A 14,209-nucleotide genomic window follows, 5' to 3' on the forward strand; every position below is an offset into this window, starting at 1 on the left:
ATCCGGCCTTAGAGAAGCCGTTGATTTTGATACGACCCCAATACCCACTACGCGCAAGTTTTGCGATTTTCGCCTATAAGTTCTTCCATCATGTCCACGCATCCGAGAAGATGTCATTGAATTTAAGCGCAAACCAAGTCGGCGGAGAGCCCTTAAAGGATCAAATTGAGCGACGCCTCATTTAACGCACAGGTCGTGTAGCGGCCCTTCATTCGTGTTATCAATTGTGTCAACCAGAGGATTGGTTGCTTTTTTCGACAATAGTTGCCCGCTTAGACGAGATACTGCTTAAACTAAAAATCAGAATTACTTCGCTTTGCGTCGATGAATAAAGTAGTCAACAAGTGCGAGACCAGAACATCAGCCCAACCTTCTATTTGCTTCGTCACGGCGAGACCGAATGGAACTCCCAAAAACGGAGGCAAGGACGTCGGGACTCGCCGCTGACCGAACGAGGCATTCGTCAAGCATTGGCAAACGCAAGTAAACTACGAAGCCGCCTTTCTTTCGGTCATTCGCTGACAATGTTTTCGAGCCCGCTTGGCCGAGCTGCACAGACAACATCAATCGTGATCAAGGAATTAGGTCTGCCGCCAGAAATTATCGAGTACGAGACCAGTTTGGTGGAATGCAGTTTCGGGCAATGGGAAGGATTGACTGAAAAAGAGATCACTCGACAGTTTCCCAAGGAATGGGAAGCGCGATGCTCTGATCGCTGGAATTATCCACCCCCGGGTGGAGAGTCCTATGCTGACGTGCACAATCGTGTTTCCTCATGGTATTCGAGCAGCTCGTTCGAAGGAACAGTGATAATTGTTGGCCACGGATTAACATCCCGCGTGTTTCGAGGAATCTTCCTGGGCCTATCCGCACAAGAGGTATTTGAATTGAACGAACCTCAAGACGGCTTCATCAGGTTGCAAGACGGACATTCAGCCTACATTGAACACTAAAGCTTCGTTGATTGGGCATTTGTCCCGAGTATCCGGTTTTCCGTTGGTTGCAGGTCCAAATTATTATCTCGATGAAGCGGGGGATATCGGCTCATTCACCGCAAATTCAATACGACACTGAGTTTTCACAAACTGCGCCCCTCTAGTTGAATGCGCCACTTCAAGGATAGATTTGTTTTTCTCGGTATGTTTTTTGTTAGTGTAACACACTGTTCACGCCGACCTCTCCAAGCGAAGCAATTTCTGCTGCACACGGATCTTAATCGCATCCATTGGCCAGCCTTTCGGCATGATCCAATGCGGCTACCTGACAATTGCACGGTACTTTAGACGATTGTTCTTTTGCAAATTTAGGCTAGTTGATGTGTCTGATCCTTCCCAACTGCAACTGAAAAGAACATGAACGGCGTCAGCTTTTGTGGCGCGGTGCTCACCGGCAATCGACACTCCACCTCATGCCCAAATCCGACAGATGCCTTTGAACCCGCCCAGGATAATCAGATACAATTGCATCCACGCGCAGGTCGATCATTCTGCCTATATCTTCGTGCGAATTGACCGTCCACACGGCGACACATAAGCCCAGCTCTTTTGCATGATTCACGTTTGCAGCCGTTACATCCGCATAGTACGGACACCATAGCGAACCGCCTGCTTGTTTAACCAATTGCGGAATTTCATCCCGACGACCGCGAAAATCCGGGCAAACAGCTTTCGAAGAATCTTCGCCAACATCTTCCGCATTCTCTGGAAGCTTGGTCAAGTAAGAGGAAGGCATATCATCAGGAGCCTGCCGCTGACACTCCTCCAACAGGTTCCAATCAAAACTGTGGAGCATCGCGCGCGAAGACAATCCTTTGTCACGTACTTCTTGAAGAACCCGCCCGACAAATTTCTTCCTATAAAGCGCATCGTGAGCCAAATCCGGATCCGACTTCAGTTCGAGCATCAGATAGGCATCGCCGTATTTTGGATCATCAACCAGATCCAGCAAATCCTGCAACTTTGGAACACGGATGCCATCCAGTTGAGCCTGGTCCGGAAACCGTTGGCCATAAGCCGAATGACCATCCAACCGCCCGATGTCAAATTGCTGGATTTGCTCGAACGTCAATGACGAGACCTTCGGCTCTTCTCCGGTCAGAAACAGGCCATTTGCGTCACGAAAGCTGGGAGCGTGCAGCCGATGGTTGTGGGTTATGACCGGTACGTCATCGGCCGTCAGGACAACATCAAACTCAAGCAGCGGGACGCCGATAGAGAGCAAAAAGTCAAAGCCAATCATACTGTTTTCGGGCAGCACACCCCGCGCACCTCGATGCCCCACAACCCGGATCAGGTTTTTGCCACCACGAAAGGCTTCAACCTGTGGAAAGACCATCAGCCTTCCAACCTCTTGCCGGATGAATGGTCAAACAGATGCATGTGCTCTGAGGCAACTGAGAACCGCATGCTCGGATGCCGGCCTTCGATTGGGTGGACACCCGGAAGACTAATCGTAATCGCGTCGCCTGCATCCGTGAGCTGGCCATGCAATAAGGTGTTTGCGCCTAGCGGTTCCGCCATCTGAATAGCGGCTTCCAACGGACCATTGTCGTCCAGAAACAGATGCTCTGGTCGGATTCCAAGCTTTAGTGGGGTATCAGGCCCCGTGGATGGGCCAATCTCTAAGCCCCCTATCTTAACCGTTCCGTTTTCACGCTGAGCATCAAAGATATTCATTGCAGGGCTACCAATAAACTGAGCCGCGAAAAGGGTTCCTGGTGTTTCATATACCTCCAATGGCGTCCCAATCTGCTCAGCGATGCCTCCGTTCATCACGATCATCCTGTCTGCCATCGTCATCGCTTCGACCTGATCGTGAGTCACGTAAAGCGATGTAATTCCAAGCTTTTCCTGAAGCTCGCGAATTTCTAAACGCATCTGAACACGCAGCTTGGCATCAAGATTTGAGAGTGGTTCATCAAACAGGAAAACCGCCGGCTCGCGAACAATTGCCCGCCCCATTGCCACCCTTTGGCGTTGACCGCCTGAAAGCTGCCGGGGTTTGCGGTCCAACAAAGCTTCCAGCTGCAACAGTTTGGCGGCCTCGGTCACCTTCTGGTCAATCTGGTTTTTTGGAAGCCCCGCGATTTTTAGCCCATACCCCATGTTCTGGCGCACCGACATATGTGGGTAGAGCGCATAATTCTGGAACACCATCGCGATATCGCGATCCATCGGCTCTTTGTCGTTGGCTCGTTCTTCTCCAATCCGGATTTCACCGGACGTTACGGTTTCAAGGCCCGCAACCATTCGCAAAAGCGTGGATTTTCCGCAGCCCGAAGGGCCAACAATCACAATGAATTCACCGTCCGCAATATCTATGTCGATGCCATGGATAACGTCCGTCGGGCCAAAGCTCTTTTTGACATTCTCTAAGTTTACTGTTGCCATTTCTTATTTCTCGCTATCGACAAGGCCGCGGACAAAGAGCTTTTGCATAGACACCACTACGATGACCGGCGGGATCATTGCCAAAATCGAAGTGGCCATGATGACCGGCCATTCAGCTACGTCGTCGCCGGATGGGAACATCTGTTTGATACCCATCACGATGGTGTTCATTTCAGGATCGGTAGTGATGAGCAGCGGCCAGAGATATTGGTTCCAACCGTAGATGAACAGGATCACGAATAGCGCTGCGATGTTGGTCCGGCTCATGGGCACCACAATATCAATGAAGAACCGCATCGGACGGGCTCCATCTACTCGAGCAGCTTCGGCCAGTTCATCTGGGATCGTTAGAAAGAACTGACGGAACAGAAACGTCGCCGTGGCAGAGGCGATCAAGGGGAAGATAAGCCCATAGTAGCTGTTGAGCATGCCGAACCCGGCAACAACTTCGAATGTTGGAACAATTCGGACTTCAACCGGAAGCATCAGCGTCAGGAAGATCAGCCAAAAGAACGTCGTCCGCCCGGGAAAGCGAAAGTAGACAATCGCAAAGGCAGAAAGCAGTGAGATCACGATTTTGCCCACCGCAATCCCAATCGCCATCACGAGGCTGTTGAACAGCATGGTGGCGACAGGGACATTCACACCAGAAAACAGCGCGGCCTTGTAGTTTTCCCAGAACTGATCGCCGGGAAGAATTGGCATGGGTGGCGATACGATTTCCGGCTGGGTCACAGTCGACGCCACGAATGCCAGCCAGATCGGGAAAAAGATGATTAATACGCCAAGGATCATCATGGCATGGGTCAGCCAGATGCCCATCCCGCGTTTTTCGACCATTCCGTGTTGTTGGGCTGCCATCAGTAATGCACCCTTTTTTCCACGTATTTGAATTGAATGACGGTCAGCAGGCCGACAACGATCAGCAGGATGACTGATTGTGCCGAAGATGAACCTAGGTCTTGTCCGACGAACCCATCCGAGAAGACCTTGTAGACCAGAATGGTCGTCGCCTGTTGTGGACCACCGCCAGTAATCGTGTGGATCACGCCGAAGGTTTCAAAGAAGGCGTAGACGACATTGACCACCAACAGGAAGAACGCGGTAGGTGACAAAAGCGGCAGCACGATCGTGAAGAACCGGCGCCAGAAGCGCGCACCGTCAATCGCAGCAGCCTCGATTACCGACCTTGGGACCGATTGCAGTGCCGCGAAAAAGAACAGGAAGTTATAGCTAATACGCCCCCAGGCCGATGCAACAACCACCAGACCCATGGCTTCGGTGCCGTTCAGCACGTGGTTCCAGTCATAGCCAAGCTGGCCGAGGTACCATGAAACGACACCAACACGCGTGTTGAACATGAACAGCCACAGGACACCGGCCACGGCGGGGGCAACGGCATAGGGCCATATCAGCAGCGTCCGATAGACCCCCGATCCCTTGATCAGGCGATCCGCAATGACCGCCAGAAACAAAGCCGGTATCATTGAGCACAGCGTTACGAGCGTTGAAAACACTGCAGTTGTCACAAACGATGCGCGGTAAAACTTATCGCTCAGCAGGAACTCAAAGTTGCCGAGCCCCACAAATTGGGACGACAGCCCAAAAGGATCAGGTATGAACAGAGATTGCCAAACAGCCTGCCCAGCCGGATAGAAAAAGAATACAGCGGAAATGATGACCTGCGGGGCGATCAGCGCCAATGGCAAAAGCCAGCCGCGAAAGGTAACGCGTTTTTCCATCCTGATAGTCCACTGAAGAAAGAAAATGCGGGCCCTGAAAAGGCCCGCATCGAATTACGACTTATTGATTGGCGGATTCGAAACGGCGCAGCAGCGCGTCACCGCGCTCTTTCGCGCTGTCCATCGCTTCCTGAGCGGTCTTCTCACCGGACCAGACGGCCTCAAGTTCTTCGTCGATGATGCCACGGATCTGGTCGAACGACCCCAGACGAAGACCCTTCGAGTTGGCGGTTGGTTCTTTCGCCGTCATTTGAATGACCGCGATGTCGGTGCCTGGGTTTTCATCATAAAAACCTGCGGCACGAGTAACCTCACCAGCTTCTGAGGTGATCGGAAGATAACCGGTGTTCTGGTGCCAGGCCGCTTGTACATCAGGTGATGACAGGAAGCTCAGGAACTCCCCGACGCCCTTGTACTCTTCGGGGTCATGACCTTCCATCACCCACAGCGAGGCGCCACCAATTATGGTGTTTTGTGGCTCACTCACGGTCGATTCCCAATATGGCAGCGGGCGTACATCAAAGTCGAACTCCGCTTCTGAGCTGATCCCGGCATAACCCGCCGAGCTTTCGGTGAACAAGGCGCATTCGCCAGCGCGGAAGTTCGCGCCACCTTCGTTTCTGCGACCGGTGTAAATAAACTTGCCGTCTTTGGCCCAGTCACCCATCGCAGTCAGGTGTGCAACTTGGGTCGGACCGTTCAGCATCAGCTCGGTATCCAGTCCGGCAAAACCGTTATCTTGCGACGCAAATGGAACGTCGTGGTAGGCTGACAGGTTCTCAAGGTGGATCCAGCTTTGCCATGCGGTCACCAGCGGACAGTCTTCACCACCGGCTTTCAGCTGTTCAAGTACGTCACCGACTTTTTCCCAAGTGGACAGGTCTGTATCAGGATCGACACCCGCCGCTTCCATAGCATCGCGATTGACCCAGAGAACGGGTGTGGACGAGTTGAAGGGCAGCGACAGCATGTCCCCGTCAGTGGTCGTATAGTAGCCTTTGACGGCACCAATGTAGGCATCAGGATCGAATGATGCACCGCTTTCAGCCATCACTTCATACACTGGTTTGATAGCCCCTTCGGCCGACATCATCGTTGCCGTGCCTACTTCGAAAACCATCAGGATATGTGGTTGTTCACCTGCTCGGAAAGCAGCAATACCCGCATTCAAGGTTTCCGAATAGTTGCCTTTATGGCTTTCTACTACAGTGAACTCATCTTGGCTGGCATTGAACTCTTCAACCTGAGCCTTCACAAGATCGCCTAGTCGACCGGTGAAGGCATGCCAGAACTGAATTTCGGTTTGCGCCATAGCCGCCACCGGCGACAGAGCAGTTGTTAAGGCGAGAGCGCCTAGAAAATTCTTTTTCATGATTCCTCCCATGCATCAGGGGTTGATGCTTCGTTGAATACCGACCGCAACGCGTAATCAGCACACATGACGATTTCACGACGTTAACGTTACAATTTTATAATTCAAGCATTTAATTTTTGAAAAAAACATAACATTACATTATAAACCAGCCAGGGAAACAACGAACCAGGTTCAAAATATGAGTCAAACTTTGCGGATCCGGCAATTGGAAGCGCTCATGGCCGTTTCCACCAATGGGTCGGTCACTGCTGCGGCAACGGATCTTGGGATAAGTCAGCCCGCAGTCAGCAGACTGCTTTCTGATTTGGAAAAATCACTTGGCTTTCAGCTTTTTGATCGCCGCGAGGGTCGCTTGGTGCCCTCGCAGGAGGTACGATATCTGCAACCCAGCGTAGAGCGCGTTCTGGAATTGATGAAGCAAATCTCGGATGTCAGTCAGGACATCACACAGCGCAAAGCGGGTCACATCCGCGTCGCTTGCTTACCGGGATTCGCCACAAGTCATCTTCCTGATGTCGTCGCCAAGTTTTTGCAGGATCGGCCCGGCGTCACCCTGACGATTGAACCAGACCGACCGGAACGGATTCTCGAGTGGATGATAGGTGAGCAGTATGATTTCGGGATCACGGACAGCTTTAACGGTCACCCGGCCGTTGAAAGCAGAAACATCAATGTCCGCACAGTTTGTGTGTTTCCCACCGGACATGAATTGGAAAGCCTCGCTGAGGTGACACCAGCGGATATTAAAGATGCTAAAATTATCCATACACGACGCAACAGCGACTTTTTTGTGCGGCTTTCCAAAGCGTTTCAGAGCGCCAACGTAGAGTTGAATTCCCACATCGAAGTCAGGCAGTTCACCGCAGCTTGTGAGTTGGCACTAAAAGGTGTCGGAGTTTCCGTGGTAAGCGAGTTGGACGCCATCCAGTATTCAACGCGTGGATTGAGCTATAGGCCGTTCAAGCCATTGCTTCCACATACACTATCGCTTGTGCGCCCAATATTGAAACAACCGTCACTGGTGACACTCGAATTCATCGAACAGTTTCAAGAAAGCTTAAAACCGTTCAAAGCCCAATGAGCCCGTCAAAAAACCACGGCACATGAAAGAGCCTTTGCGCTGCCGACAAATCACCTACCCCTTTCTGCATAAGAAACATCAGAGTTTTGAGACCTCTGGGCATCATCCGGATCCAGCACCAAAGCGATCCACACCCATTCAGCCATGATCAGTGAAACAGCCATAAATTTCGCAAAGGAGCATCAATGGCAAGCTTCCTAATCCTTGCTCGCCAAAGTCCATTTGACCGCGCAAATAGCATTCGTCTGACCAACGTGCTAGCGCTGCGGTAAGAGGCAGGCTTATCGTAGTGCAGGTTGATCGAAATGCGGGGACCGATGTTATCGAAGGTTTAGATTGAACAACGTAAACGCACCTATGCTGAACCAGCGCACTGTACACGAAATGATCGAGCCAGTTCAGATGCAGGTTTTACGCAGCACCAACAAAACTGTGTCCAGATAGTTCAGTTTCTCCGATCATTGGCCACCCTTAAACTTCCGCCTCTAGAGCAAGGAGCAGAATAATGGACATAAGACCACTGACAGGCGGTTTGGGAGCTGAGATCATGGATGCTGACATCCGCGACAGTACCCAGTTTGAAGATATTCACGCTGCGTTTGCAAAGTACTCTGTGATCGTCGTCAGAGATCAGCAAGTCAGCCCAGACGATCACCTGGAATTTGCCCGTCGCTTCGGTTCGATCAACGTCAATCGATTCTTCAGACCTGTCGATGGCCATCCTGAGATCGCCATGGTGCTTAAGGAAAAGGATCAAAGAGAAGCGGTCGGCGAAGGATGGCATACCGACCATTCGTACGATCAAGAACCCGCCATGGGTTCTATTCTCCATGCCATCGAAATGCCGCCATACGGCGGGGACACGCTTTTTGTTTCAATGGGCGCAGCCTATGACGCACTGTCCGTGCCGGTGCGCCAGTTTCTGCATGGGCTTACAGCCATTCATTCATCGCGGCATGTCTTTGGTGCAGCTGCGCAAGAAAGCGAGGCTGCAACGAGCGGGCGTCTGAGCAACGCAGAAAACGCCGTTCAAGACGCACGCCATCCAGTAGTCATCACGCATCCCTTGAGTGGGCGTCGCGGATTATTCGTGAACCCGGTGTTTACCACGCATATCGAGGGCCTCTCTCGTGAGGAGTCTGATGCAATCCTTGACATGCTCTATGAACATTGCAAACAACCTGAATTCCAATGCCGCGTCCGATGGCGGACTGGAGACATCACCATGTGGGACAACCGAGCGACATGGCACAAGGCCATCAACGACTATCACGGATTTCGACGCCTGATGCATCGAGTAACTGTGGAAGGCTCAGCTGTTTCCGCCATTCAGCCAACATAGAATACAGCCCCGAGGGTGCGCAAAATTGCCTATGGTGTGAGTTCGGACCATTAAATTGCCAATGTCGCGAATGCCTGATTTGACGGACCCAACCGTCACTATGGCAACCTCAAGCAAATGGTGGGTTCGGGCTGTTCTCGATTTTGGTGTTTGCGCCCGGAAGGACAAGTTGTTGCTGAACCGCAATCAGCAGCGGGGAGCTGTCCCATTCAGGTTCCCCATAGTAACAGACGCCGGCTTTCTAGAAATTGCTCAAGTGCAAACAGGCAAAGCCTGATTTCAAGCAGAATTCGTCGTCAGGGACCGAAGCCCCTGACAGATGTTGAATTTACCAGGTTGAGTCTGGGTCAACTTTGAAAAGATGCTCCATAAAAACGCGAGTGACGGCCTGCAGTTTATCGGTGCGCGCGTGGTCGCGTTGCAGTTCGGCTGGAACCACATTCCATGTTATAGGTTCAACACCAGCCTCGATCATGCGGCGCATGCCGTTTGCGTGGCTGGTCTGAGTGATCGATCCAACAGCATCTTCCGGAACGTAGACGTCATATCCGGCCAACTCGGCCTCAATCGCGGGATAAGCCAGACATACATCCGTCCAAAGACCGCCCATTATCAGCTTCTTTCGGCCCGTTGCTTCAACTGCAGCTACAAATTCAGGCTCTTCCCAAGCGTTCACATTGGTCCGGTCAACAAATACCGCGTTCGGGGCCAGTTCGCGCAAATCTTCGATCATAGGATCATAGCCGTTCAATCCTACGGCTACATGGCTGAATATGATCGGGATGTCGTAGATCACGGCGGTCTTTATCAGACCCGTGGTATTGTTGATCAGCTCTTCGTGGTTGATATTCTTAACCCCAGCCAAAATCGGCGGCTGGTAGTCGATAAGGATCAGCGCCGAGTTGGTCGGTGACAGAAACGGGTCATTATCTGCGGCTCGGACAGGCGTGCCTTGATAGCCGTCTGGGTATGTTGCGACACCATCCACTGTTTTGATCATAGGTATTTCTGCGGTTGCTGGGAGTGCTACGGCGCTGATCGTCAAGCTCAGGGCTGCGGCGAACGGTTTGATGAAAGTGGTCATGGGAGCATCTCCATTAATGATGGGGGTTCAACCGTGCACATGCTCGGCGATCAGTTGCGCGACAGATGGTCCGGGACCAACAAGTTCCAGGACATTACGATCCGGATCGCGGATGAAAATTGTCTTGGTACCGCGAAATTCTCGACGGCCTGTTATGGCTATGCTGCGTTCGGTAACAAAGGCCTCCGTTGCTTCGGCGTCCCTTACCTTGACGGCTAGGTGCGTGATGCCGGGAAACTTCTCGACCTCATCCATCAAGACGTTTTCACCAGCTTTAGCTGTAGCGGGGCCTAACAGGTTGATGTTGATCCCGGACGGATGCAGCATCACCAACGGATGGCCATGGTCATAGCCGCCATCCGCGATCAACTCGAATCCCAGCAACTCATAGAAGGCGACTGATGTATCGCGGTCGCTGATGCGGATGCCAATGTGATCGAAGTTTCTTATATCCAACATGGTTTGGCCTTTCATTACACTGCAACCAATGTAACTATACTTGTGTTGATGCTTAATAGCTCATATGGAAGGTAATTTATTCCAAATGGATCATAATAAGGATTTGTTCGACGGCATGGTTCTGTTCTGCACAGTAGTGGAACAGGAAGGCATGAGTGCCGCCGCAAAACTGCTGGGCCATACGCCTAGCCATGTCAGTAAAGAAATCGGACGGCTTGAGGCCCGGCTTGGCGCCCGGGTATTGAATCGGACCACGCGTCGGATCAGCCTGACGGAATCCGGGCGCATATATTATGAAAACGCCCGCCGGATTGTGGATGACGCCCGCGCCGTACAAAACAGGTTGCATTCCATCGGCAACAGACCCTTTGGAGAGCTTCGGATGAGCGTTCCTGTGGTTTTTGCACATGGATGGCTGAACGATCGGTTGCCCGAATTTCTGCAGCGATACCCCGAAGTTGATCTGAACATTGACATATCCGAGCGCCGGGCCGACATGATCGGTGAAGGCATCGATCTGCTGGTGCGCATCGGTGATTTGCCTCCGTCCGATTTGATTGCACGCGAACTTTTTCGCACACAAGGCCTTACAGTGGCTTCCCCCGCCTATCTGAAACGAAACGGCACGCCCCGCCACCCCGATGACCTAAAGGGGCATCAACTAATTGATTTTTCGTTTCACGGGGCCACCCAAAACTGGACCTACCCAGGACCAGATGGTGAGGCAATCGCGGTTCCAATCGCTCCTCGTATTCGATGCAACGATGGTCATACCGAAAAGGTGCTGGCCCTTGCTGGTCGTGGGATTACACGTCTGCCTCAGCTTTCCTGTCAGGCTGAACTGGATGCCGGGGCATTGGTGGCGATCTTACCCGATTTCAGCCCGCCTTCTATCGGAGTCCATGTGATCTATGCCAGCCGCGACAACCTACCCGCAAAGACCCGCTCTATGATCGATTTTCTGGTCGAAATGAACGGCTGAAGTCAGGTGCTGCCGAAGTTTCAAAGTCCTTCGTTTGCTGTGAGCAGTCTTCTTGCAGACAGTATCGCACCTTGCAGCAATGTCTGATTTGTTCAACCACCTCATAGTTTTAGTTACGCCACGATAGGCAGCAATGAGCTGACTGATGGGAAATAATGGGTAGAAAACTGCAATCATTACATCTTTCCCGTAAGTCCCAATCTGTCGAAACATGGAATCCGGCAGACAGGGTCATTGAACACGTTCAAGCGTCGGGCTTAGTTGAGCCAACGCGTTGACCACGCCAAACAACTCATTTTCGAATGAAAGCAAGGCATCGGACTTCGCATCCACGATCGGGTAAAGCAGGCCAAACGTCATCCAGCGTTCAGGCGTCACCGGTACAAGTGCTAGTTTGTCCGAATTGGTTTGGGCGACGACCAACTCGTCCGCAACAGTAACACCAGCACCCTCTGCAACAAGCGAGCACGCGAGTTGAGATGCTGCCACTTCGCAAGTTTGCTTTGGTGTGACACCAGCAGAGTGAAAAATATCGTCCAACTGGTCGCGCAACAACAGACCGTGCATCAAGCGTATGATAGTTTCTTCCGCGAGATCACTCGCCGTAATTTCTTCTCGGATGGAAAGAGGATGATCCAATGGTAAGACCGCTTGTGCTCTCACTCTCAACAAAGCTTTAGTGACAATGCCTGGATGATCGACGGGCAAAGCACCAATACCGATATCGTATTCTCGTCCGGCCAACCATTTCCCCGCTTCACGTCTTGCCCGGACATCAAGGTTGATATTGGTGCCGGGGCTGGCCTTCATGAAACGCGCTACGGCCGGGGCTGACAGCGACTGCGCAATTCGGGGCATGGTTACAATCCTCAGAGTTTCCGTGCGACCTGCCCGGATTTCGGCAGCGATCCGAGGAACTTCATCAAGGTTGTCCAGGATACGGCCTGCCTCGCGGTAGAACGCCAACCCTTCGGGTGTTGGGGTCAGATTGCGGCCGCTGCGGTCAAACAGCGTCAGCTTGAGTTCGGCCTCGAGCCCCGAAATCAAGCGGCTGATCGCAGGCTGGCTAAGGTGCAGAATCTCGGATGCGGCAACCAGCGAGCCTTCGGACAATGTTGCGCGAAAGGCGCGTAGGGCCTTGATGTTCATCAATCCATACTTTCAATTTTTGCAAGAGTAGATAACATATTTGCATTTTTTACAATTGATGTTTTCGCGTAAATTGATCCCAAGCGAATTTGGGAGGTTACTCATGAAACGCAGAACGCTTCTTGGTGCTGTTATTGCCGCCATAGCCGTCACCACGACTGCCACCGCAACCTTTGCAGCGGATTGGCCAAAACGACCAATCAACCTGGTTGTTCCCTACAAGGCCGGGGGCGGTACTGACGCCTATGCCCGCGCCATCTCGGCCGCGGCGGAAGGCACGCTGGATGTGCCCGTTGTTGTGGTCAACAAGCCGGGGTCGGGCGGCCTGAATGGGGCCAATGCGGTGGTTGGCGCACGGCCCGACGGGTATACTCTGATGATGACATCCGGAGGATCGTTCCTTTTGTCGACGATGACCCGAGATACTGACATTGATGCATTGGAGAGCTTCGATTTTGTCGCTCAGGTAGGACAATTGCAGACATCGCTTATGGTGCCAGTCAACAGTCAGTATCAGACCGTTCAGGATTTAATTGACGCGGCCAAGGCCAATCCCGGCGAGCTGCGTTGGGCACACTCGGGGCGTGGTGGATTCCACCACGTCGGTGGGTTGGGCTTTCTGGCCAGTAACGGGATTGACGCCCAGGATGTGCCGTTCAAAGGCGGCGGGCCGACCCGGGCTGCCCTGATCGGCGAGCAGGCTGATTTCGGGTTCCTTGGCGTTCAGCAACTTGCTGGTTTTCAAGAGCAGTTGAGGGCACTGGCCGTCAACAGTCAGGAGCGGGATGGGATCATGACTGATGTCCCCTCGTTTGGTGAGCTGGGCATTCCATTCGCTGCAGTATCATCCCCAGTGATCGTCTTTGCACCTAAGGGCACACCGGTAGAAGTGATTGCTGCGTTGGAGACCGCGCTGGAAGAAATTGCCGCCAAGCCAGAATTTGCGGAACTCCTTGCCTCACGCGGAACCGGCCCGGTCTACCAGAATGGAGCGGACGCAAAAACAACCCTATCCGCAATGAAAGAGGACGCCACTCCCTTGGTCCAAAGCCTGACCAACTAATGTCCTCATGGTCGGGTGAACAATGGTCACCCGACCCCCTTGTTCATGTTGATATCTCGGAGGAAAGACATGCGTGCCTATGCAGAAGGTCTGGTGCTTGCCCTCATCTCAATCTTTGCAATCTGGGGGGCCTGGCAAGTACCGGCCGCATCTCCGGGCGATACATGGGCCGGGATTGTGCCATTCTCCGCCGCTCTCGCTCTACTTGCTCTGTCCGGTGTTATGGTGTTGAGCGCAACGCGCCAGACGACGGGTGATACAAGTGACGATCAAGACAGCAACGCGACTTTACAGATCATAGGTCTGTTTATCATCGCTATGCTGTACCAGCAGTCGTTCCGCTGGTTCGGCTACCTGCTGCCGACTGCGATCGTGACGCCGATCGTCCTCTACATTTTCGGCGTACGCAGTCGGATCGGATTGGTTTTGTCGATCGTTCTTTGCCCGCTGGTCTTCCATCTCATCTTTTTTGTCCTGCTGGGTGTGTACCCGCCACATGGCGAAGTTTTCGACCTTCTCAGCTGGATTCAGGGGTAAAACATC

The 14,209-nt window shown here is 52.5% G+C and carries 14 protein-coding genes; 6 read left to right on the plus strand and 8 right to left on the minus strand.

Annotated elements, in window-relative coordinates; translation table 11 throughout:
* Positions 1-344 precede the first annotated feature (344 nt).
* On the plus strand, positions 345-953 hold the full coding sequence (locus tag ACR0JG_RS03205; protein ID WP_480567493.1) for a histidine phosphatase family protein: 609 nt from the start codon (positions 345-347) through the stop codon (positions 951-953).
* Between the two features lie 430 nt (positions 954-1,383).
* Here ACR0JG_RS03205 and ACR0JG_RS03210 read toward each other — a convergent pair whose 3' ends face one another.
* The 5 genes from ACR0JG_RS03210 to ugpB form a co-directional block, all read right to left on the minus strand.
* On the minus strand, positions 1,384-2,334 hold the full coding sequence (locus ACR0JG_RS03210; RefSeq protein WP_480567494.1) for a glycerophosphodiester phosphodiesterase family protein: 951 nt from the start codon (positions 2,332-2,334) through the stop codon (positions 1,384-1,386).
* On the minus strand, positions 2,334-3,389 hold the full coding sequence (ugpC, locus tag ACR0JG_RS03215; protein ID WP_170392711.1) for a sn-glycerol-3-phosphate ABC transporter ATP-binding protein UgpC: 1,056 nt from the start codon (positions 3,387-3,389) through the stop codon (positions 2,334-2,336). The genes ACR0JG_RS03210 and ugpC overlap by 1 nt, the downstream gene beginning before the upstream one ends.
* Positions 3,390-3,392: 3 nt before the next feature.
* Complete coding sequence (gene ugpE, locus ACR0JG_RS03220; protein ID WP_155150595.1) at positions 3,393-4,229, minus strand: sn-glycerol-3-phosphate ABC transporter permease UgpE; 837 nt, start codon at positions 4,227-4,229, stop codon at positions 3,393-3,395.
* 20 nt (positions 4,230-4,249) lie between these two features.
* A complete protein-coding gene (ugpA, locus tag ACR0JG_RS03225; protein ID WP_155150415.1) occupies positions 4,250-5,131 on the minus strand; it encodes a sn-glycerol-3-phosphate ABC transporter permease UgpA in 882 nt (293 codons plus the stop codon).
* 61 nt (positions 5,132-5,192) lie between these two features.
* On the minus strand, positions 5,193-6,503 hold the full coding sequence (ugpB, locus tag ACR0JG_RS03230; RefSeq protein WP_480567495.1) for a sn-glycerol-3-phosphate ABC transporter substrate-binding protein UgpB: 1,311 nt from the start codon (positions 6,501-6,503) through the stop codon (positions 5,193-5,195).
* Between the two features lie 181 nt (positions 6,504-6,684).
* On the opposite strand from ugpB, the gene ACR0JG_RS03235 reads away from it, so the two are divergent.
* Together ACR0JG_RS03235 and ACR0JG_RS03240 are read left to right on the plus strand one after the other, a co-directional pair.
* Entirely contained in the window at positions 6,685-7,587 is a 903-nt protein-coding gene (locus tag ACR0JG_RS03235) for a LysR substrate-binding domain-containing protein (protein WP_480567496.1), read from the plus strand.
* 505 nt (positions 7,588-8,092) lie between these two features.
* The gene (locus tag ACR0JG_RS03240) at positions 8,093-8,929 is read left to right on the plus strand and encodes a TauD/TfdA dioxygenase family protein (protein ID WP_480567497.1); all 837 of its coding nucleotides are present in this window, start codon (positions 8,093-8,095) and stop codon (positions 8,927-8,929) included.
* A gap of 328 nt (positions 8,930-9,257) precedes the next feature.
* Here ACR0JG_RS03240 and ACR0JG_RS03245 read toward each other — a convergent pair whose 3' ends face one another.
* Together ACR0JG_RS03245 and ACR0JG_RS03250 are read right to left on the minus strand one after the other, a co-directional pair.
* Complete coding sequence (locus ACR0JG_RS03245; protein WP_170597516.1) at positions 9,258-10,013, minus strand: isochorismatase family protein; 756 nt, start codon at positions 10,011-10,013, stop codon at positions 9,258-9,260.
* Between the two features lie 27 nt (positions 10,014-10,040).
* Complete coding sequence (locus ACR0JG_RS03250; protein WP_170425024.1) at positions 10,041-10,487, minus strand: VOC family protein; 447 nt, start codon at positions 10,485-10,487, stop codon at positions 10,041-10,043.
* A gap of 70 nt (positions 10,488-10,557) precedes the next feature.
* On the opposite strand from ACR0JG_RS03250, the gene ACR0JG_RS03255 reads away from it, so the two are divergent.
* Positions 10,558-11,454, plus strand: a complete 897-nt coding sequence (locus ACR0JG_RS03255) for a LysR family transcriptional regulator (protein ID WP_480567498.1) — start codon at positions 10,558-10,560, stop codon at positions 11,452-11,454.
* Positions 11,455-11,685: 231 nt separating this feature from the next.
* On the opposite strand, the gene ACR0JG_RS03260 is transcribed toward ACR0JG_RS03255, so the two are convergent.
* The gene (locus tag ACR0JG_RS03260; RefSeq protein WP_480567499.1) at positions 11,686-12,603 is read right to left on the minus strand and encodes a LysR family transcriptional regulator; all 918 of its coding nucleotides are present in this window, start codon (positions 12,601-12,603) and stop codon (positions 11,686-11,688) included.
* Between the two features lie 103 nt (positions 12,604-12,706).
* Here ACR0JG_RS03260 and ACR0JG_RS03265 point away from each other — a divergent pair, with 103 nt between their 5' ends.
* Positions 12,707-13,666: a tripartite tricarboxylate transporter substrate binding protein gene (locus ACR0JG_RS03265; RefSeq protein WP_480567501.1), complete on the plus strand. Its 960-nt coding sequence runs from the start codon at positions 12,707-12,709 to the stop codon at positions 13,664-13,666.
* A 69-nt stretch (positions 13,667-13,735) separates the two neighbouring features.
* Positions 13,736-14,203 carry a tripartite tricarboxylate transporter TctB family protein gene (locus ACR0JG_RS03270; protein ID WP_480567502.1) on the plus strand — a complete coding sequence of 156 codons (468 nt, stop codon included), beginning with the start codon at positions 13,736-13,738 and terminating at the stop codon, positions 14,201-14,203.
* Positions 14,204-14,209: the final 6 nt, after the last annotated feature.

This window comes from Ruegeria sp. AD5, assembly GCF_056542345.1.

Excerpts from the sequence above, each read along its gene's own strand:
- ACR0JG_RS03210 (WP_480567494.1), bottom strand. The coding sequence starts at position 2,334 with ATGGTCTTTCCACAGGTTGAAGCCTTTCGTGGTGGCAAAAACCTGATC.
- ugpC (WP_170392711.1), bottom strand. The coding sequence starts at position 3,389 with ATGGCAACAGTAAACTTAGAGAATGTCAAAAAGAGCTTTGGCCCGACG.
- ugpE (WP_155150595.1), bottom strand. The coding sequence starts at position 4,229 with ATGGTCGAAAAACGCGGGATGGGCATCTGGCTGACCCATGCCATGATG.
- ugpA (WP_155150415.1), bottom strand. The coding sequence starts at position 5,131 with ATGGAAAAACGCGTTACCTTTCGCGGCTGGCTTTTGCCATTGGCGCTG.
- ugpB (WP_480567495.1), bottom strand. The coding sequence starts at position 6,503 with ATGAAAAAGAATTTTCTAGGCGCTCTCGCCTTAACAACTGCTCTGTCG.
- ACR0JG_RS03235 (WP_480567496.1), top strand. The coding sequence starts at position 6,685 with ATGAGTCAAACTTTGCGGATCCGGCAATTGGAAGCGCTCATGGCCGTT.
- ACR0JG_RS03240 (WP_480567497.1), top strand. The coding sequence starts at position 8,093 with ATGGACATAAGACCACTGACAGGCGGTTTGGGAGCTGAGATCATGGAT.
- ACR0JG_RS03245 (WP_170597516.1), bottom strand. The coding sequence starts at position 10,013 with ATGACCACTTTCATCAAACCGTTCGCCGCAGCCCTGAGCTTGACGATC.
- ACR0JG_RS03250 (WP_170425024.1), bottom strand. The coding sequence starts at position 10,487 with ATGAAAGGCCAAACCATGTTGGATATAAGAAACTTCGATCACATTGGC.
- ACR0JG_RS03255 (WP_480567498.1), top strand. The coding sequence starts at position 10,558 with ATGGATCATAATAAGGATTTGTTCGACGGCATGGTTCTGTTCTGCACA.
- ACR0JG_RS03260 (WP_480567499.1), bottom strand. The coding sequence starts at position 12,603 with ATGAACATCAAGGCCCTACGCGCCTTTCGCGCAACATTGTCCGAAGGC.
- ACR0JG_RS03265 (WP_480567501.1), top strand. The coding sequence starts at position 12,707 with ATGAAACGCAGAACGCTTCTTGGTGCTGTTATTGCCGCCATAGCCGTC.
- ACR0JG_RS03270 (WP_480567502.1), top strand. The coding sequence starts at position 13,736 with ATGCGTGCCTATGCAGAAGGTCTGGTGCTTGCCCTCATCTCAATCTTT.